Genomic DNA, 19066 nt, shown 5'->3' on the forward strand with positions numbered 1-19066 from the left:
AGTGAAGTGAGCCGTCTGGAGGCATCCGCGGCAGGCGTGGCGCAGAATCACTACCATGAAGCGCTTAGTCCAGACCTCGCTGGGGCCGGTCGCGATTCGCATTCATCGCGGTTCGCATTCGGTCACAGACCCCGACGCACCACCGTGGGTGTTCCTGCACGGCGCATCCGGTTCGTGGCGTTCCTTCCGCGCGCTGGCTGACGACCACGCGGTGCGGGAACGCAGTGATCGGGTCTTTGTTGATCTCCCCGGCTGGGGCGATTCCCCGGGCCGGTTCCCCTTCACGGTTGAGCAGCAGAGCGCAGCCGTCGTGGAAGCGCTGAGAGAGCTCAACTACCGGAGGTGGTACCTCTTCGGCCACTCGATGGGAGCAGTTCTTGCACTGGATATCGCAGCGTCATATCCGGCCGAGACCTATGCCGTCGTCGCCCTCTCCCCAACCGCGCTGACTGCCGTCGCAGCTTTGAACCAGCCGTTCCGCTATCCCGCCATGGCGCCGCTTGTCGGCATGTACGGGCTCATGGTCATTCTGCGTGCGCTCGGAGGCATGGCGCCTGGGCTACTTCGCATCGTGGAGCGCTTAGGACTTCTCCGTCTCATCCTGAGCCCGTTATTCGCCCGTCCGTACCTGCTGCAGCGTCAGGTATTCGTTGATCTGGCAGTAGACGCCCGGCCGGCATCATTCATTGCTGCCGCGGGCGCGCTGAGAAAGTACGACGTCGGCACCTGGCAATCCATCGCAGCGCCGACAATTCTTGCCCGGGGAAGCAGGGACATCTTCACCCAACCGTCCGAACTCCGCGCGCTTGCGAACCTCATCCCGCATGCCCGAAGCGTGGTGCTGGCCGGTTCCGGGCACTTTGCGCATCTTGAGGATGCGGACCGCACCGCCGCACTGCTCACGACCCTACGCGCGGCTGCCCAGCCCCTGAACGGTCTTGACTGACGAGACGACGGCTCGTGCGGCGAGCGCGATCTCTGCATCGGTCGTTGCAGCTGTCCAGGACAGGCGCAGTGCGGTCTGGGCGACCTCGGCTTCCAGGCCCAGTGCCAGCAGCACCGCGGAGGGCTCGCTGGCACCCGCGGCGCATGCCGATCCACTTGAGGACACCACGCCCGCACGTTCGAGTTCGAGGAGGATCGCCTCACCGCTGGCGCCCGGGAAACAGAACGAGGCGATATTCGGCAGCCTCTGCGTCCTGTGTCCGGTCAGAAGGGCGCCGTCCACTCCGCCGAGCACCGAGTCAACCACATGGTTCCGGCGCGCTACCGAGGCAGCTGAATGAGCAACCCGCTCCTGCTGCGCCAGCCGTAACGCCGTTGCGAGTGCCACCGCACCCGCAACGTTCTCGGTACCGGACCTCTTCCCGCGCTCCTGCCCGCCCCCATGCACCAGCGGCTCCAACGGAAGCCGCGAGCGCACGAACAGGACGCCGCAGCCTTTCGGTGCACCGAGCTTGTGACCGGAGATGCTCATCGCATCCACACCAAGCTCGACGGTATCCAGCGGCAGCCATCCGGCGGCCTGCACAGCATCGGTGTGGAAGGGCACGCCCTGCTCACGGCACACTGCCGCCAACGCAGGGATGGACTGCACGGTTCCGACCTCGTTGTTTGCGTACATCAGCGTGCACAGCGTGGTCTCTTCGGTCAGGGCCGCGCGGAGTGTTCCTTCCTCCACGAGGCCCTCCGCGGTCACAGGAAGGAGGGTGATCCGGAAGTTGTGCAGCCGCTCGAGGTAGTCCAGCGTTTCGAGCACGGCCGGATGCTCGATCGCCGACGCAACGATATGTCTCCCCCTGGGCCGCGCCAGTGCAATCCCCTTGATTGCAAGATTGTCCGCCTCCGTGCCGCCCGAGGTAAAGACGACGTCATTCGCTTTGCAGTTCAGCTCCGCCGCTACCAGCCGGCGCGCATAATCCAGCGCCCGTGCGGCAGCCTCACCCACAGTGTGGTGACTGGATGGGTTCCCGTACTCGGTAGTGAGCAGCGGCCACATGGCTTCCAGCACCTCCCGACGTACTTCGGTGGTGGCAGCTGCGTCGAGGTAAATCACCGCACACCGTCCGAATTGGTGTGACTGTGCTGGCCTCCTGCACCGAACGCGGGCGTCCCGATTCGGATGTCGAGGCCGAGATCCAGCGCCCGGACGCTGTGGGTCAGCGCTCCCGACGAAATAATGTCTACACCTGTGCGTGCAATGGCACCGATGGTTTCCAACCGCACGTTGCCGCTCGCTTCCACGAGTGCCCGCCCGGCAATCTGTTTGACTCCGGCTTCAAGGTCTTCAAGACTGAAGTTGTCGAGCATGATCGTATCCACGCCGGCGGCGAGTACCGGTTCCACCTGGTCGAGACGGTCCACCTCGACTTCGAAATGGACGGTATGCGGCAGGCGCCGGCGCGCAGCACGCAGTGCGTCGGTTACATCGACCGCACCGCCCTGCGTCAGTACAGCAAGGTGATTATCCTTGGCCATGACGGCGTCGGAGAGGCTGAAACGGTGATTGGCCCCCCCGCCGCAGCGCACCGCATACCGTTCAAGAACCCGCAGCCCCGGAGTCGTCTTTCGAGTGTCCACCACGCGGGCGCCGGTTCCGGCCACCTCTGCAACGAAGCGGCCTGTGAGCGTCGCAATACCGCTCAGGCGCTGTGCCAGGTTAAGTGCCACACGCTCGGCAGTGAGGACGGACCGTGCGGGGCCGGACACGGCAGCCAGCACGGCACCGGCGTCGAACGCGTCCCCGTCGCGGACCTCGAACGTGACCTGGATCCCCGGGTCCGTCAGGCGCATGGCGGCCTCAATGACCTGCTCGCCGCAGAAGACGCCCGGTTCTCGTGCAATGACGGCCGCGTCTGCGCGTGTTTCTCCGGGTATGAGCGTCTGGGATGTCACGTCTCCCCAGGGCGCATCTTCGGCGAGCGCAGCCGCAACGATGCGGTCGACGTCAGCGGCAGACGGTCCGGCTGGTGCAAAAGTCATGAGGTGCTCCTCAGGATGATGGGGCTGCCCGAAGGCTCGGAGGTGGCGGGGAAATCGGCACGGTAATGAGCTCCACGCGATTCCTTGCGCGCGAGTGCTGCCGAGGCGATGAGCCGGGAGCAGAGCAACAGGTTCGCAGTCTCTCTCTCCCCGAGCGAGGTACCGGTGGAATGCCATTCGGCGAGCTGCTTGGAGGCAACGCGGAGGCCGGCATCCTCGCGAAGGATGGAAACGTGTTCGGACATGACGCGCAGCACGTCGTTCCGGGCAGCCTTCAGCGGACCCGGTGCCAGCGTGAGCGTCTCAGCTTCAACGGTTGGCCAGGCCGCAGGCGTGGCGACAATCGCCTCCGCGGCCCGTGCACCGAAGACCAGCCCCTCCAGCAGCGAATTGGACGCAAGCCGGTTGGCGCCGTGCACCCCTGTTCGGGCAACCTCTCCCACGGCATACAGTCCCGGCAGGGACGTCCGGCCTTCGGTGTCCGTGACCACTCCGCCCATCCAGTAGTGCGCCGCCGGAACCACCGGCAGCACGTCGCGCCCCCAGTCGAACCCGGCTTGCCTGGTCACCGCGGTCAGGGTGGGAAACCGCTTGGCCAGGAACTCACCGCCGAGCGAGGTCGCATCGAGGAACACTTCCCTACCGCCGGAGCGCGCGAGGTGCAGCGCTATGCTCCGGGAAACCACATCCCGTGGCGCCAGCTCACCGGCGGGATGGTAGTCGGCCATGAATCTGTGCCCGGTCCCGTCCCTGAGCACCGCTCCCTCGCCGCGCACCGCCTCGGAAATGAGCGGGTGCCCGGGAACGTTGAGCGATGTTGGATGGAACTGGAAAAACTCGAGGTCCGCTACAGCCGCACCTGCCCGCCAGGCGGCGGCAACGCCGTCGCCCGTGGCGACTGACGGATTTGTGCTGTGCTCGAAAATACCTCCAGCACCGCCCGTTGCGAGCACGACGGCGTCAGCGGACACGCTCTGAAGCTCACCGGCGCGGAGAACGACGGCGCCCGTCACCTTCCCGCCGTCCATGACGAGGTCGGCGGCGAAGGCGTGTTCCTCCAGGCTGATACCCGGATCCGCCTGGACAGCACGGATAAGCGGAGCCCCAATTCCCGCTCCGGTTGCGTCACCGCCAATGTGGAGGATGCGCGGTGCTGCGTGCGCCGCTTCCCGCCCGAAAGCCAGGTGTCCGTCGGCGGTGCGGTCGAGGAGCACACCGAGCTCGATCAGCCTCCTGATACCCGCCGCCGCGCCGGAAGACAGCACGCGCGCTGCTTCTTCGTCACAGTGCCCCGCACCCGCCGCAAGGGTGTCTGCCACGTGGGACCCGACGCTGTCCTCCCCCGCCGGCACTGCCCCAATCAGGGAACTGTCGAACGGCGCTGACCCGGCAAGGACCGCCGCTATGCCGCCCTGGGCGTACCAGGTATTGCTCTCGGCAACGGCGGCCTTGGCAAGAATCGTGACGTGCACGTCCGAACGCCGGCGCAGTTCCAACGCCGTGTACAACCCGGCAATACCGCTGCCGATCACGAGGACATGATTCACGGCTTGGCCGCCAGCATCCGTTCCAGTGCCACTCGTGCATGAGTCGCCACGTCGGAATCCACCGTGATCCGGTTACGGACTTCTCCTGCTACAAGACCCTCAAGTACCCAGGCCAGATATCCGGGGTGAATGCGGTACATCGTGGAGCACGGGCAGATGACCGGGTCGAGACAGAAGATGGTGTGCTCGGGGTACTCAGCGGCAAGCCTGTTCACCATGTTGATCTCCGTACCCACCGCAAAAGTGGTGCCTGGAGCTGCCGCGGCGATAGCTTTCCGGATGTAGTCCGTGGAACCGGCTTCGTCCGCAGCATCGACCACAGGCATGGGGCATTCCGGGTGCACTATTACGCGGACGCCCGGGTACTCGGTGCGCGCCTGCTCGATCTGGTTGACGGTGAACCTCTTGTGGACGGAGCAGAAGCCGTGCCAGAGGATCACCCGCGAATCCAGCAGCTCCTGCTCGGAATTTCCGCCGAGCGCCTTGCGGGGGTTCCACATGGGCATCTGGTCGAGTGGCACGCCCATTGCCTTCGCCGTGTTGCGTCCAAGATGCTGGTCCGGGAAGAACAGAACCCGCTGGCCGCGCTCGAAGGCCCATTCGAGCACTGTGGCGGCGTTGGAGGAGGTACAGACGATGCCGCCGTTCCGTCCGCAGAATGCCTTGAGCGCAGCGGAGGAGTTCATGTAGGTGACGGGGATGACCGGTTGGCGGCCGGCCTCGTCGGGTTCTGATCCGAAAAGCTCTTCGAGCTGCTCCCAGCACTCGGTGACCGAATCGGCATCAGCCATGTCCGCCATCGAGCAGCCTGCGGCAAGGTTGGGCAGGATCACGTCCTGATCCGACCGGGAGAGGATGTCGGCTGTTTCGGCCATGAAGTGCACCCCGCAGAACACGATGGCTTCAGCATCCGGACGGGTCAGCGCAGCGTTCGCAAGCTGGAATGAATCGCCCACGAAGTCTGCATGCCTCACAACCTCGTCACGCTGGTAGAAGTGGCCGAGGATGACGAGGCGGTCACCGAGCCTTTCCTTCGCTGCAAGGATGCGCGCTTCGAGTTCCGCCTCACCGGCAAGCCGGTACTCCTCGGGCAGGGCACCCTGACGGGGAGTCGAAGCCGGAGCGATGTCCTGCATCGAAGCACCGGGGCCGTAATCAGGACCCTGTACCGGGCTGGCGGGAATGTCGAATTCCCAGGGGTTCTTCGCGAGCTCAGGACTGCACGTTCCGCCCCGTGCTCCTGATCGCTCCGCGTCCTCGCGCGTCATGAGCTGAATGGCGGTATTAATGCTCGACATGGGACTCTCCCTGATGGAAACGGGCTTGTGTAAGCCGGTGGGTACTCGATGGGGTCGGGTGGAGGTTCAGCGTCACGGCGCTTCAGCCTGCTGCGGCTGACGCATTGCCGTCAGGCACGGGCCCGGCGTAACGGTAGAGCCGCGGTGGCCGGTGACGCGTGCCGGTGAGGTAGTCCTCGGTGGGCTCGATGTGCGGTGTTGCACGGAGCTGGCGGCGGAAATTCGCCGGATCAAGTTCCTTGTCCAGCACCGCCTCGTAAACCTCGCGGACCTGCGCCAGCGTGAAGCGTTCCCCGAGGAGGTGGTAGGCGATGGAGCCGTACTCCATTTTGTTGCGCAGCCGCCAGAGCGCGTAGTCGACAATCTCGTTGTGGTCGAACGCGAGCCGCTCCAGCCGATCTGCCCGAAACCACCGAACGTTCTCCGACTCCCGCGTCAACGCCGCCTCGTCGGGTTGTACGAGCGCCCAATAAACGATGGACACCAGACGCTGGCCGACGGATCGATGCAGGCCTCCGAAGGCGTACAGCTGCTCAAGGTACCGGGGCGCCAGGCCGGTGGTTTCAAGCAGGTTGCGCGACGCCGCGTCCTGCAGGGACTCGGAATGCGCCAGGGGCCCGCCGGGCAACGCCCACTGGCCAAGATACGGCTGGCGGATGCGCCGGACCAGCGGCAACCACAATGTGGGGCGGCCGGAGGCTTCGCTGGGGCGCAGGCCGAAAATGACCGTAGAGATAGCCAACGACGGCGGCTGCTGACTCCGCTCGGAGACGTTGGCTGACGCTGTGCTCATCCGGCACCTCCCTTGCAGATCCGTCCCGACTAGTTATGGTCAAAGTGACTATAACTAATTGTAGACCCCCCGCCGATGAGGAGCGAATCGGCCGCTATGGCGCCGTCTATACCTCACGATTCTGGGAACTGGATGGGAATGCCCGTTCCGGATTTGCTTTACCCTACGAGCGGTGACTAAAGTCACATGAGTTGGCCACTGCTGGCCGGGCGGCGGAGATCTGTTCAATGGAGCACAGTTCTCTGCCGCTTTTTCTTTTCCCGGCCAGTCGCGCCCGGGGCGCTAGAGTTCAGAGAACAGCCGCAGCGAGGAGAACCCGGGAGGAACGCATGGGACGACACAGCGATCATCTTGTCGAGGGGACGAATCCGGGGCTGAATGTAGTTGTTCATGAGCCAGCTTCCGCGTCTGCGCTGAGGCCCCTCCTGCTCCTTCACGGATTTGCGTCCTCTGCCAAGCTCAACTGGGAAGATTCCGGCTGGGTGCGTGCACTGACGGACGCGGGCCGGAAAGTCATCACCTTGGATTTGCCTGGTCATGGTTCAAGCGCCGCTCCGGAAGAGATGGACGCCTACTCCCCCAGCCGCATCCGCGCCGACCTGCTGCAGATCCTGCTGGATGCGCATGTCCGTCCCCTTGTCGACGATCACCCGGATAGCGGCGTCGACATCATCGGCTACTCGCTGGGCTCGCGGCTCGCCTGGGAGTTTGGCGCTACACAGCCGGAACTGGTGCACCGGATGGTGCTGGGCGGACCGGGAACCGGTGACCCCTTGGCCGCGTTCGACCTTGCGGCCGCGCAGCAGTTCTTGACCGACGGAACCCCCATCGAGGACCAGTCAACCAGCGAGCTTCTCCGCATGGCACGTCTCATCCCGACAAACGACGTTTTCGCGCTGCTCACCATGATCGAGGCCATCAAACGGGAGCCCTTCGTTCCGTCAGATGCCGTCCCGCACATGCCCCTACTGCTGGTGGCCGGGGACCAGGATGAACGCGCACGCACGCTTCCGGATCTGGCCGAACTGAGCGGCCAGGCGGAGATAGTTTGGCTGCCCGGGCGCACCCATACCAACGCAGTCACATCCCGGACCTTCAAAAGCGCGGCAATCCGCTTCCTCGCAACATAACAATTGTCGAACGTTTAATCCCTCGCCGCGGGGCTGTCTTTCGCGTTGCCCTGAACAGGGTAGGATTCACAAGGTGATCAGCATGCTTATCACCTGTTTTTCACCATTTATAACTTTCTTTCTTCCCCGGAGGTCTCACGTGGATGAACTCCTGGCCGAACGGTACCAACCCATCGAATTGATTGGTACCGGCGGCGCAGCCTCGGTGTTTCGGGCATTGGACCGAAACCTCGGCCGGGACGTGGCGATCAAGGTCTTCAACCCCACCACCTCTGATGATGATGACTACAAGCGCCAGCACACCGAAACGATGCTGCTGTCGACGTTGAACCATCCCGGACTGGTAACACTTCATGACGCCGGGCTCCAAGAGGACGGAACCGGCAAGACCACCAGCTTCCTGGTCATGGAACTGGTGGACGGTCTGGATCTGCGGAAATTGCTGAAGTCGGGCGCGCTACCTTCCGAGCATGTAGCGCAACTGGGCGCGGACCTCGCGGATGCACTGGCGTATATCCATTCTCAGGGTGTCATTCACCGTGATGTGAAACCGGCGAACATCCTCATGTACCACTCAGGTGAACATGAAACGCGGCTCTACCCCAAGCTCACCGATTTCGGCATCGCACGAATGATGGAAGCCACGCACTCCACCGCGCACGGCGCCACTATCGGCACGGCGAACTACCTCAGTCCGGAGCAGGCCGAGGGTATCTCTGTTGAACCTCGCACCGACATCTACTCGCTTGGCCTGGTGCTCCTCGAGTGCCTCACCGGTGAGAAAGCGTTTCCTGGGCCGGTTGTCGAAGCGGCCGTCGCCCGCCTGCTGCGGGACCCCGAGATTCCCGAGCATCTCAGCTCCGATTGGGTTCAGTTGCTGACCCGCATGACCGCCAGGGACCCCCAGGCCCGCCCCGACGCGCATGAGGTCGCAGTGGCCCTACGCGCGCTGGGTTCCGACAACGACGACGGCGCCATGACACTAAACCTACATACCCCCCATGAGGCGCTACCAGACACTCCCGACGTCATCACAGGCGGCGTGACCACCGGAAACGTGCATATCCCGGCACCGCCGTCGCGGGCGCCATCCCTGGGCTAGCTTCTTCGCTCTAACAAAATGAGACTTGACGCGGTTACTGCTGGCTGCCGCCCTCTTCGGAGTCCTTCCCGGTGTCTTCCTCAGGTTCGAAGCTGCTCGGCTCCTCAGTGGTGGTGACGCCAACACCGTCTTCCGTGTTGGGAATGGTTCCCTCCGGCTCCGTGTGCGACGAATCCTCGCCTTGGTCGTCCTGCGCGCGGTCGCTTGGTTCACTTGTCATGATGACCTCCGTAGTTGGAACCGGATCCTTACACTCTCGATCTTAGGGTTCCCGGTGGAGCAACAAAAGGGCAGGCCATCAGCAACAGCCCTCGAACCGGCATCGGCGTCCACATCAGAAGATGTAGAGGTGCTCGGTCACTTCAGAAATTTGGAGGTTCGCCGGTCCGCAAGCGGTTTGCCCCCCGTCTGGCACGTCGGGCAGTACTGGAGCGCTGAATCGGCGAATGACACCTCACGAACGGTGTCCCCGCACACGGGGCAGGGCTCACCGGTTCTACCGTGCACTTTCATTTCGCGCCGCTTTGCATCCTTCAACTCCTTCGCTGGTTTGCCGGCAGCTGCACTGATGGCGGCTCCCAGAACCGAGTGCATGGCGTTGTGCAACGCGGCCAACTGCTCGTCACTGAGGTTGGCCGCCAGCGTAAACGGAGAGAGCCTTGCGGCATGCAGGATTTCGTCGCTATAGGCGTTGCCGATCCCCGCAATGAACGATTGATCACGCAGCACGCCTTTTAGTTGGCTGCGGTGTCCGTGCAGCATCGCCACGAACTGTTCCTGCCCCACATCCAGCGCTTCGGGACCCAACCTGCTTACGCCCGGGACCTCGGCGACATCACGCACAAGGTAGACCGCGGCTGACTTCTTGGTGCCGGCCTCGGTGAGGTCAAACCCATAGCCTGAAGGTTCGGTGCACCTCAGCCGGAGCGCTATCGGGCCTTTCCCAGGCCGCAGAAGGGTGTCGGGAACGGAATCGGACCACCGAAGCCACCCGGCGCGCGCCAGATGCATCACGAGGTGCACACCCTCCAGACTCAGGATGAGGAATTTACCCCGCCTGTCAACGCTGGTGAATTTCATGGAGGACGCCGCTGAAAGCGGCACCTCAGCCGTCTTGAGCACGGCGAAGGAGCCAAGCTGAATGTCCCGTACACGAGCGGGTGCGCCGTCGTCGGGAACCAGTTTGCTGGCCAGGAACTGGGCGAGCCCCTGAACCTCAGGCATCTCCGGCATGGCACTACGGTAGCAGCGGACACGTTGCCCATGGGGCGGCGGCCACGCGCCGTCTGTGTCGGGCGGGCAACACCGCAGGAGGTCTTCCATTACCGTGTAGGTGAGGGAGCATCTCCGCTCCGGACTGGGAAGGATTCAGGAACACAGGCAATGGTCAGCGCAACCGGTTCTACCCGTCGATCAGCCGGCAGGCCGCTGAACAGGATCCTCTCCCAGGAGGCGATCACCCGGGCCGCCCTCACGCTCATCGAAGCCCGCGGGTATGAGGGGCTGACCATGTCCTCCCTTGCGCGTGCACTGAAGGTGGCCCCGTCGTCGTTATACAACCACGTCGAGTCCAAGGGCGATGTATTGATTCTGGTGCAGGACCACGTCATGACGCAGGTCGACGTATCGGGGTTTGATACCGAGCCGTGGGATGAGGCCATCCGCCGGTTCGCGTGGTCCTATCGCGATGTCTTCACCCGGCACACACCGCTCATCCCGGTGATCGCCGTGCTGCCGGTGAGCGGTGCCCCCCAGACCCTGGCCGTCTATGAGGCGCTCACCCAGGGGTTCGAAAAGGCCGACTGGCCGGAGCCCCTGATTGTTCCGGCCATCATTGCGTTGGAGTCCTTCATTTTCGGATCCGCTTTCGATGCCACCGCCCCTGAGACGATCTTCGAGTCAGGACAGCTTGCAGCACACTATCCGCGATTCACCTCCGCAGTGTCTGCACAGAAGAAGAACGCGGACCAACGGCAGGCCGACATAGCATTCGGCATGGGCCTTGATGCGCTCATCCACGGGTTGCGGGCGCGGGCGGCCGGGTACTCAACGTAACCCGCAGGCAGCAGGAAAGCCGCCCCACCTGCACCCGGTATTCCTACCTATGGGCGGTGGAGCGGCCTTCTCTCGTACTACTTTGCTTCCGTGTGGCGTTCAGCTACACGCAGTGGCACCCCGCGGGTTTCCTTCACCAAGGTCACGCCGACGAAGGAAATGACGCACAGGACCATGATGTACACGCCGATTGAAATCGACGTCCCGGTGCTCGTCAGGAGCGCTTCCGCGATCAGCGGAGCGAAGGCGCCGCCAAGGATCGCGCCCAAGGCATAGCCGATCCCGATCCCGGAGTACCGGACGTTCGCCGGGAACATCTCTGCGTACATCGCCGACATCGGTCCGTAGGACAGTCCGAGGCCGATAGTGAGAACAAACAGGGCAACCCCATAGGCAACGATATTCTGGGTATCGATCATCATGAACAGGGGGATCATCCAAACGAACACCAGGGCGTATCCGATCTGGAAGGTCCGCACCCGGCCAATCCGGTCGGAAAGGATCCCGCCGAACATGGTGAAGGTGAGCCATCCGAAGGACGCCAGTAGAGTCGCAAACAGGACGGGGCCTCCGGGCATACCAAGCGTGCGCTGGGCGTAGGACGAGAAGAAGGCAATCAGCAGGTATCCGGCAGCGTTGTTCGCGATGAAGATGGCCGCCGTGAGCACAACCTGCTTGCTGCTGTGCTTGAAGAGCTCCTTGAGCGGAACCGACGACTCCAGCTTCCGCTCGGTCATCTCCTTGAAAACTGGGCTCTCCGCGACTGCCATCCGGATGAAGTATCCGACCACGATCAGTACTACGGACAGCAGGAACGGCACACGCCAGCCCCAGTCGAGGAAGGCTTCCTCCGACATCGACGAACGCAGGGTGAAGAGCACCAGCGTAGCGAGGATCATTCCAAGAGGAACACCGATCTGCGGGTAAGCGCCCCAGAAGCCGCGCTTGTTCACGGGCGCGTGCTCTACAGCCATGAGAGCAGCCCCGCCCCACTCTCCTCCGGCCGAGAAACCCTGGAGGACGCGCAGGATCATCAGAAGGATGGGCGCCGCGACCCCGATTTGGGCGTAGGTCGGCAGGAGGCCGATCAGCGCCGTGGCTGAACCCATCATTATCAGGGTGAAGACGAGCATCGCCTTGCGCCCGATGCGGTCTCCAAGGTGACCGGCAACTACTGCCCCGAGCGGCCGGAAGAAGAAGCTGATACCGATGGTGGCCCAGGAAACCAGCTGTGCCAGCCCGGGGTTCTCATCATTCAGTGGTGCGAAGTACAGCTGGGCGAAAATGAGGCCCGCTGCCTGCGCGAAGATGAAGAAGTCGTACCATTCGATGGTGGTGCCAACCATGGTGCCGGCGACGACCTTGCGGTCCTCCCGGGACATACGCTGCCGGGGGGCAGCCGTTGAAGACGTCATTGTTACTCCAAGTGGACGGATTGAATTACTGACAGAACGTTCGGTAATTGTGGTCTAGATCATACCCGCAATCAAGAGCGCGGCCCAGTCCTTCCAATTCCGTGCAGGATCGGTGACGAGAACGGAGTTGGTCCCCCTCAGTTCCTGTTCGATAGTTGAACATATCGTTCCGATATAGAATAATATCTGAACGTGACCTCCGACACAACGACTCAGCATTCACAGACCCTCTCCCGAGGTCTACGCTCCCTCGAAATCCTTGCGGATGCCCCAAGGGCGCTATCCATTGCGGAACTATCAGCAGAACTGGGAGTGCATCGTTCCATCGCGTATCGGATCGTTCGCACACTGGAAGATCATTCGCTTGTCGTCAGGGATGACGCAGGCAAGATCTCGTCGGGTCCCGGTCTTGCCGCGCTCGCCCGGGGAGTGTCCCGCGACCTTCAGACGGCTTCACTCCCGGAACTGACAGTTCTGGCGAATGAACTGGGCATGACCGCTTTTCTTGCTGTCTGGGACCGCCATGACTGCGTGACCCTCGTGACCGTGGAGCCGCGTCATTCCCGTGCCGCCGTCGCGCAGCGCCCGGGAACCCGCCACGCATTCAGCGCAGGGGCGCCGGGAATAGCGATTCAGTCCGCGGTCAGCGAGGAGGAATGGGAACGGCTTGCACCCGGTCAGCTTTACCGCGAGGAATCTGCTTCGGCACGCATCCAGGGGTTCGCCACCAGTCACGACGAGGTCATTGCCGGCCTGTCTTCTGTCGCCGCACCGGTCAGGGTGCCGGGGAGGCTGCCCGCGGCAGTTGCCGTCGTCTATATCCGCTCAGCCCACCCGGAGGCCGAACTCGGCGCCCGGATTGCAGCCAGTGCCCGTGCTATTGAGGAACAGCTCAGCTGACCTCTGCGACTTCCGGCCTGCGACGAAGTACACCGGCGGAGACGAAACCCAGGAGCAGCAGCACGACGGCGGCCACGACAGGCACCAGGAATGCATTCTGTACACTGCCCTCCGCCAGGGCCCCGGCAATCGAAGCGCCGATCGCGGTGCCCGCGACGATTCCACTCGCCAGCAGGGTCATCACCGTCCCGACCAGATGCTTGGGCGCCACCAGCGAGCCGACGCTGAAGATGCTGACCATTGTTGGTCCTACGGGGAGGCCGAGGATCAACAGCGCAGTGAGCATCAGCGGAATGTCAGGTGCAAACAGGGGCAGTAACGCGGCGATGCTCATGGTCCCGGCTGAGACCACCCACCGCAGTGGGTGCCGGAATCGCCGCGGCCAGTAGGCAACGGACAGCGCTGTAAGCGCAGAGCTGATGCCCATGACGGCATAGAGCAGGCCTGCCGCCGTCTCGACGCCGAAGCCGCCGGCGAAGGCGATGAGTGCCGTTTGCGTTGAACCGAAGAACGTTCCCATACTCACCATTCCGAGAACCGGCAACGCCACGAGGAACCGCACCCGCGAAGGTCCTCGCTTGCCTCCCCGATGGGGCTCCCGAACCCTGGGGCGGCGCCGCAAGGGAACCACCGCCCGTTCGGTGGGGTGGACAGCGAACGCGGAAACGAAGGCAACCGTCAGCGCCGCAGCCAGCGCCAGCGGCAGCCATGGCGCGATGAGGCTGGCCAGCAGCCCGACCAAGGCAGGGCCGAGTACGAAGGTCAGTTCGTCGGCGGTGCTTTCGTAGGAGAGCGCTGTATCGAGATCGGCCGGCCGCTTGTCCTGAGTCAGCGCCATCCAGCGAACCCGCGCAAGAGGACCGATTTGCGGGCAGGTTGCGCCCATCAGGAAGGAGGCAATCAGCGTGGGCAGGAGGCCGGTTCCGCTCCCCGGGAGTCCACTGACGGCAAGCAGCGCGACGATGGCCAACGCATTGAGCACGGCCGCGACCAGCAGGACCGGGCGCTGGCCGTGACGGTCGGCCAGATAGCCGAGAACCGGCGCGCCCAGGGCAGAGCCGATTCCCACCGATCCGGCCGCGAAACCACCGGATGCATAGGAGTCAGTGGCGGCGGTGACAAGAGTGAGCGCTCCGACGGTAAGCATCGCCAGCGGCAGGCGTGCAACCAGGCCCAGGGGAATGAAGCTGGAGCCTGCGATGTCCGGCAGGCGGCTGAAGCGTCCGCGATCGCTCGCAGGTGGCGGTGCGTTGCCGGGAACCGGCGATGTACCCGATGATGCGGCGGACGCATGTTCGGGCGGAAAAGCTTCAGATTCAGAGGTTGGTGTAGCCATGTGCTTTCCGGGTGCTTCGAACCGCGCATCGTCCCTCCTCCCGATGCGCCCGACCCGGTAACACCCCGATTTTACACTCGCTGCAGTTGATTCACTAAGCGGACGGTGGAACCTGTCCGGCCCTTGGAGACGTGCAGCTGCGCGGGTATCCGTTGCTTGAGTTCGCCAACGTGGCTGACCAGCCCGACCACGCGTCCGCCGTCGCGCAGGTTCTCCAGGGCATCCATCACCTGTTCGAGGGACTGCTCGTCGAGACTGCCGAATCCTTCATCCACGAACAGGGTCTCGATGTCGAGTCCGCCCGACTCCTGCTGTACGACGTCGGCCAGCCCCAGAGCAAGAGCCAGCGAGGCCATAAACGACTCCCCACCGGAAAGCGTTGCGGTGTCGCGGCGCACACCGGTCCAGCTGTCGATGACATTGAGTCCTAGCCCGGACTTCCGGTTTCCCGACTTGGAATCGCTGTGCACCAGAGAGTATCGGCCATCCGACATCTGCTGCAGACGCGCAGTGGCAGCGTCTGCGACCTGTTCCAGACGGGCGGCAAGCACGTAGGTCGCCAGGCTCATCCTGTAGAGGTTCTCACCGTTGCCGCGGGCTGTGTCCGCGACCGATTTCGCAAGCTGGTATGCGTGCCGCAACGGCACCAGTCGTTCCTCAAGGGCTGCAGCGCGGTCGGCGTACGAGCCCAGCTGAACCACTGACTGTTCAAGCAAGCCCACCTCAAGCACAGCGCGACCGAGCCGCCTTGCTGCTTCCGCTTCGTCATTCGCAGCGGAAGCAATCTCGTCCTCCTCAGGCAGCCCCCCGCCATCCTTCTCAAGGGCGGCCGCGGCAAGATTCTCCGGCCGCTCCAGGTCCCGTTCGATCCTGTGAGCTGAATTCTCGACGTCCCGGATGGCCTGCTCCGCGCTCTGCACCTGTGCCTTACTCATCAGTGAGTCACGGACAGCATCCGGCGACGCGAAATTCGTTGCCAGCAACTCGGCCTGCAGTGCAGCTTCGGCTTTCTCCAGTCTCGCCTCTGCCTGCTCGCAACGTGTCAGCGCAGCACACACAGCGCCAAGCCGCCGCTCTGCCCTCTCAAGCGACGCTGCCTTTTCAGACGCGGAGTTGTAGGGGCCGCGCACCTGCGAGAGCCTCGCGGTCAATGCGGCCTGTTGCTCCAGGAGCGCGCCAAGCCGTGATGATCCTTCAGCCTGACTCTGAGCGAGGTCACTTTGTTGATCCTTCAGACCGGTGAGCGTTTCCTCCAGCTCCGATTTTCGTGCGCTGAATTCTGTGACCGCACGTACCGCCTGTTCCGCCTCGGCTCGTTCCTGTTCGAGTGACGAGAGCGCAGCGCGGAGTTCAGGTGCCGATATATCGCCGCTACGGGCCCGCAGTCCTGCGGCTTTGAGAGCCACAGCGTCGCGAGCCGCTGAGGTCTCCCGCAGCCGGAGCTCAGCGTGGTCCTGTTCAGCACGCGCAAGCTCCTCCTCCTCGCGGCTTACGAGGGATTGGAATCCTGCTGTTGCCGGCTTCGGATGTTCTTCGCTGCCGCAGACCGGACAGGGCTCCCCTGCGCTCAACCGAGCCGCAAGTTCCGCAGCTGTTTGTTCCAGACGCAGCTGCAGCTTACGCAGCCAAATCTCCTTCGCAGTGAGGAAGACCGTCTGATGCTCCTGTTGTTGCTCGTCCAGCTCCTGCAGCGAACGTTCCGCGAGTTCCGCCTGCGCAAGCAGCTCCAACCGGGAGGCCGCTTCCGCACAGTCAGTTGCCAGCTGCGCCGCTCGTCCTGCTGTTGCCTCTGCGACGACCAGCCCCTCTGTCAGCCGCGTAAGCTCCTGGCCAAGATTCTCCTGTCCCTCCTTGCACTGCACCGCCTCCAGCCTCTGCTGTTCGAGCCTGCACTCCACATCCCGGATTCTCTGCGCGAGCTGGGTGAGATCCTCTTCCAACGGAAGGGCCGCACGCGCCTCGGCCAGCTTTTCCCGAATCTGCTCGTGTGCCCGCGCAGAGCAGGCCAGCGACCGCGTAGCCTCGGGTTCGAGGATTTCGGGTACCTCGTGCCTGACCGCAGGGTCCGTCTTCAGCTGGAGCGTCGTGGAAAGCAGTTGCTCCTGATCGATGTGCAACTGTTCCGCTGCCTCATCCCGTGCGTGGAGGGGGCCCTGGAGGATTTGTGCCCGCCGGTGGTTCTCCAGCATGGACCGCAGCGTTGCTGCCTCCCCCAGTGCAACCTGGTTCGCCTCAGCCTCGGCTACCAGACGCCGGAAGGCAATGCGGTCCCAGCGTTCGGCCTCAAGCTTGGAACGCTGCGTTGCCGTGGCATCCCGCAGCGCGGTGAGCTCCTTGGCATGGTGACGCCCTGCAGCCAGCGCGGCCGTCAACCGATCCTGCAGGGCACCAAGATCCGGTTCCGGGTCAGCAGTGTCGCTTCCCACCGGGACCATGTCCGAAGATTCTTCTTCAGGAAGCGCCGACGCATCCGACACCGGCTGCGCGGATAAGCCGTGACGCAGTACCTCTTCAGCAGCCCGGGCAAAAATATCCTCCAATTCCCCTTCGACCTTCTGGACCCGTGCGGCAGCTGTGGCGGCGTGGTCCGCGAGCATCTGCTCCACGGTGGAAAACCGGTCGGTCGCGAACAATCGCTGCAGGAGCTCACCGCGAGCGGCAGCGTCCGACCGGAGGAAGGCCGCGAACTCGCCCTGGGGCAGCATGACCACCCGTGTGAACTGCTCACGGTTCATCCCGAGGAGGTTCTGCAGTTCCGCTCCAGCCTCATCGTTGCGGGTGGAGCGGACAACCCACTCCCCCGCAACGCGCTCGCGCAGGAGCGTTTTTGCCTGCTCCGTAGTTGTTCCGCTGCCCCGCCTGGTCGGCCGGTTCCAGGACGGGTTGCGCGTGACTTCAAGACGGCGGGAACCTGCCGAGAATTCGCAGACCACCTCCGGTGCGAGGCCGTCCGCGGCGTGGTCGCTGCGTAACCGCTTGGCGTTCTGGCGCGCGCCCGGAACAGAGCCGTACAGGGCGTAGCAGATTGCATCCAGCACGCTCGACTTACCCGCGCCGGTAGGCCCGTTCAGCAGGAACAGGCCCTGCTCGGTGAGAGTGTCGAAATCGATGTGCTGGCGTTCGGCGAACGGCCCGAAGGCCTGGATCTCGAGCCGGTGGATTCTCATACGCCGCTCTCCGCAGCACGCATGGCACCGATTGTTTCGGCGAAGAGGGCCGCCTCCTCAGCGTTGGCCTTGCGCTGGCGCACGTGCTCAAGGAACCCGCAGCAGATCGCGGCGTCATCAGCGGCGCGTGCGATGCGTTCACTGTAGGTGCGTTCCTCACCGGAGTTCCGCGACGCAGGTTCGAAGGCGAGTACCAGTGTGCCGGGGAAACGGGCCCGCAACCGTTCCATGGCCTGTTGCGGCCGCTCAGTGTCGGTCAGCGTCACATGGCACCACGCGCCCTCCGCTTCAACATGGTCGGGTGAGGAGATGAGGTCATCGATGGGACCGCGCAGAATGGCCAGGTGGCGTGGCGGTGTCCACCTCACCGGCCTGATGCCGCCCACACCATCCACCCCGATGTCGATGAGCCACGCGCCCTTCGACTGATGTACCTCCGAAAATGAATACGCCAGCGGAGATCCCGAGTACCGGACCCGCTCATGCAACTGCTGCTGACCGTGCAAATGACCCAGCGCAACGTAGTCGAAATCCTCGAAGAGGTCCAACGGCACCACACCGAGGCCGCCCATGCTGAGCTCCCGCTCGCTATCCGACCCGACACCACCGCTCGCGAAAGTGTGTGCCATGACCACTGAATGTACGGTGTTCCGACTTCGGCGGCGTGCCAGATCCGCGCGCACCCGTTCCAGCGCCGCGGACGTCACAGCAGTATGCGTAGCGCTCTCACACCCAAGCGGGTCTGCAACCATGCGAGGTTCCAGATACGGCACTCCGTAGACTGCAACCTCAACGCCGTTCTCCAGCGGGAATACGGCAGGGCGTCCGATATCTTCCAGCCGCGTGCGCAGGTGGACGCCGCCTCGCTCGATCAGCTTTCCACCGAATCCCAGCCGGACTGCTGAGTCATGGTTGCCGCTGCTGACAACTACCCGAGCGCCTGCCTCTGTGATCCGTTCCAGCGCTTCATCGAAGAGTTCAACGACGTCGACAGCAGGCAGTGCGCGATCGTAGACATCCCCGGCAATCAGGACCACATCCACGTTCTCCTCACGGACCGTCTTCTCCAGCTGGTCGATGAAGAGTTGCTGCGCCTCAAGCATTCCCACCCCATGGAAGGATCGACCCAGATGCCAGTCCGACGTGTGCAGTAACCTCATGATTCCAAGCTACCGGCCACCTCCGACAGTTCCGGAGGGCAACGCCGCGGCACCGTGGAACGAGGTGCCAACCGGGCAGGTGATCTCGATTACCGGCTACCGGCTACCGGCGTAGTCGTCGTTCGTCCCGAAGCGGCGCCGGTACTAGAGCGGCCCCGGTACTAGAGCGGCCCCGGTACTG

16 protein-coding genes are annotated in these 19066 nt (G+C 63.7%); 5 read left to right on the forward strand and 11 right to left on the reverse strand.

The features are described from left to right. Nucleotides 1–55 precede the first annotated feature (55 nt). Nucleotides 56–946 (forward strand): alpha/beta fold hydrolase, encoded by an 891-nt coding sequence (locus AC4D2M_RS00620; protein ID WP_490889090.1) that lies wholly within the window; start codon nt 56–58, stop codon nt 944–946. On the opposite strand, the gene AC4D2M_RS00625 is transcribed toward AC4D2M_RS00620, so the two are convergent. The 5 genes from AC4D2M_RS00625 to AC4D2M_RS00645 all read right to left on the reverse strand — a co-directional run bounded on the left by AC4D2M_RS00625 (nt 908) and on the right by AC4D2M_RS00645 (nt 6620). Continuing rightward, nucleotides 908–2056, reverse strand: coding sequence for a cysteine desulfurase family protein (locus AC4D2M_RS00625; protein WP_490889091.1), 1149 nt, complete (start codon nt 2054–2056; stop codon nt 908–910). The genes AC4D2M_RS00620 and AC4D2M_RS00625 overlap by 39 nt on opposite strands. Then, nucleotides 2053–2982: a carboxylating nicotinate-nucleotide diphosphorylase gene (nadC, locus tag AC4D2M_RS00630; RefSeq protein ID WP_490889093.1), complete on the reverse strand. Its 930-nt coding sequence runs from the start codon at nt 2980–2982 to the stop codon at nt 2053–2055. Before nadC ends, AC4D2M_RS00625 begins: the two co-directional genes overlap by 4 nt. Beyond that, nucleotides 2979–4514, reverse strand: a complete 1536-nt coding sequence (gene nadB, locus AC4D2M_RS00635; protein ID WP_490889095.1) for an L-aspartate oxidase — start codon at nt 4512–4514, stop codon at nt 2979–2981. Before nadB ends, nadC begins: the two co-directional genes overlap by 4 nt. Before the next feature lie 11 nt (nt 4515–4525). Then, nucleotides 4526–5827 carry a quinolinate synthase NadA gene (gene nadA, locus AC4D2M_RS00640; protein WP_490889096.1) on the reverse strand — a complete coding sequence of 434 codons (1302 nt, stop codon included), beginning with the start codon at nt 5825–5827 and terminating at the stop codon, nt 4526–4528. Nucleotides 5828–5909: 82 nt separating this feature from the next. After that, nucleotides 5910–6620, reverse strand: coding sequence for an NUDIX hydrolase (locus AC4D2M_RS00645; protein WP_490889098.1), 711 nt, complete (start codon nt 6618–6620; stop codon nt 5910–5912). 329 nt (nt 6621–6949) lie between these two features. On the opposite strand from AC4D2M_RS00645, the gene AC4D2M_RS00650 reads away from it, so the two are divergent. Together AC4D2M_RS00650 and AC4D2M_RS00655 are read left to right on the forward strand one after the other, a co-directional pair. Further along, a complete protein-coding gene (locus AC4D2M_RS00650) occupies nt 6950–7750 on the forward strand; it encodes an alpha/beta fold hydrolase (RefSeq protein ID WP_490889100.1) in 801 nt (266 codons plus the stop codon). 139 nt (nt 7751–7889) lie between these two features. Next, nucleotides 7890–8852, forward strand: a complete 963-nt coding sequence (locus AC4D2M_RS00655; protein ID WP_490889101.1) for a serine/threonine-protein kinase — start codon at nt 7890–7892, stop codon at nt 8850–8852. A gap of 34 nt (nt 8853–8886) precedes the next feature. Here AC4D2M_RS00655 and AC4D2M_RS00660 read toward each other — a convergent pair whose 3' ends face one another. Next, the gene (locus AC4D2M_RS00660) at nt 8887–9072 is read right to left on the reverse strand and encodes a hypothetical protein (protein WP_490889103.1); all 186 of its coding nucleotides are present in this window, start codon (nt 9070–9072) and stop codon (nt 8887–8889) included. A 137-nt stretch (nt 9073–9209) separates the two neighbouring features. After that, nucleotides 9210–10085, reverse strand: a complete 876-nt coding sequence (locus tag AC4D2M_RS00665; RefSeq protein WP_490889105.1) for a DNA-formamidopyrimidine glycosylase family protein — start codon at nt 10083–10085, stop codon at nt 9210–9212. A 150-nt stretch (nt 10086–10235) separates the two neighbouring features. On the opposite strand from AC4D2M_RS00665, the gene AC4D2M_RS00670 reads away from it, so the two are divergent. Beyond that, entirely contained in the window at nt 10236–10907 is a 672-nt protein-coding gene (locus AC4D2M_RS00670) for a TetR/AcrR family transcriptional regulator (RefSeq protein WP_490889107.1), read from the forward strand. Between the two features lie 77 nt (nt 10908–10984). On the opposite strand, the gene AC4D2M_RS00675 is transcribed toward AC4D2M_RS00670, so the two are convergent. Next, nucleotides 10985–12322 (reverse strand): MFS transporter, encoded by a 1338-nt coding sequence (locus AC4D2M_RS00675; protein WP_490889108.1) that lies wholly within the window; start codon nt 12320–12322, stop codon nt 10985–10987. 192 nt (nt 12323–12514) lie between these two features. Between AC4D2M_RS00675 and AC4D2M_RS00680 the strand changes: the two genes are divergently transcribed. Next, complete coding sequence (locus AC4D2M_RS00680) at nt 12515–13222, forward strand: IclR family transcriptional regulator (protein WP_490889110.1); 708 nt, start codon at nt 12515–12517, stop codon at nt 13220–13222. On the opposite strand, the gene AC4D2M_RS00685 is transcribed toward AC4D2M_RS00680, so the two are convergent. The 3 genes from AC4D2M_RS00685 to AC4D2M_RS00695 form a co-directional block, all read right to left on the reverse strand. Beyond that, nucleotides 13215–14558, reverse strand: coding sequence for an MFS transporter (locus tag AC4D2M_RS00685; RefSeq protein ID WP_490889111.1), 1344 nt, complete (start codon nt 14556–14558; stop codon nt 13215–13217). The genes AC4D2M_RS00680 and AC4D2M_RS00685 overlap by 8 nt on opposite strands. 71 nt (nt 14559–14629) lie before the next feature. Beyond that, nucleotides 14630–17725 (reverse strand): AAA family ATPase, encoded by a 3096-nt coding sequence (locus AC4D2M_RS00690; protein WP_490889113.1) that lies wholly within the window; start codon nt 17723–17725, stop codon nt 14630–14632. Beyond that, nucleotides 17722–18885 (reverse strand): exonuclease SbcCD subunit D, encoded by a 1164-nt coding sequence (locus AC4D2M_RS00695; RefSeq protein ID WP_490889114.1) that lies wholly within the window; start codon nt 18883–18885, stop codon nt 17722–17724. Before AC4D2M_RS00695 ends, AC4D2M_RS00690 begins: the two co-directional genes overlap by 4 nt. Nucleotides 18886–19066: the final 181 nt, after the last annotated feature.

It is taken from the genome of Arthrobacter sp. TJ-270 (genome assembly GCF_058269075.1).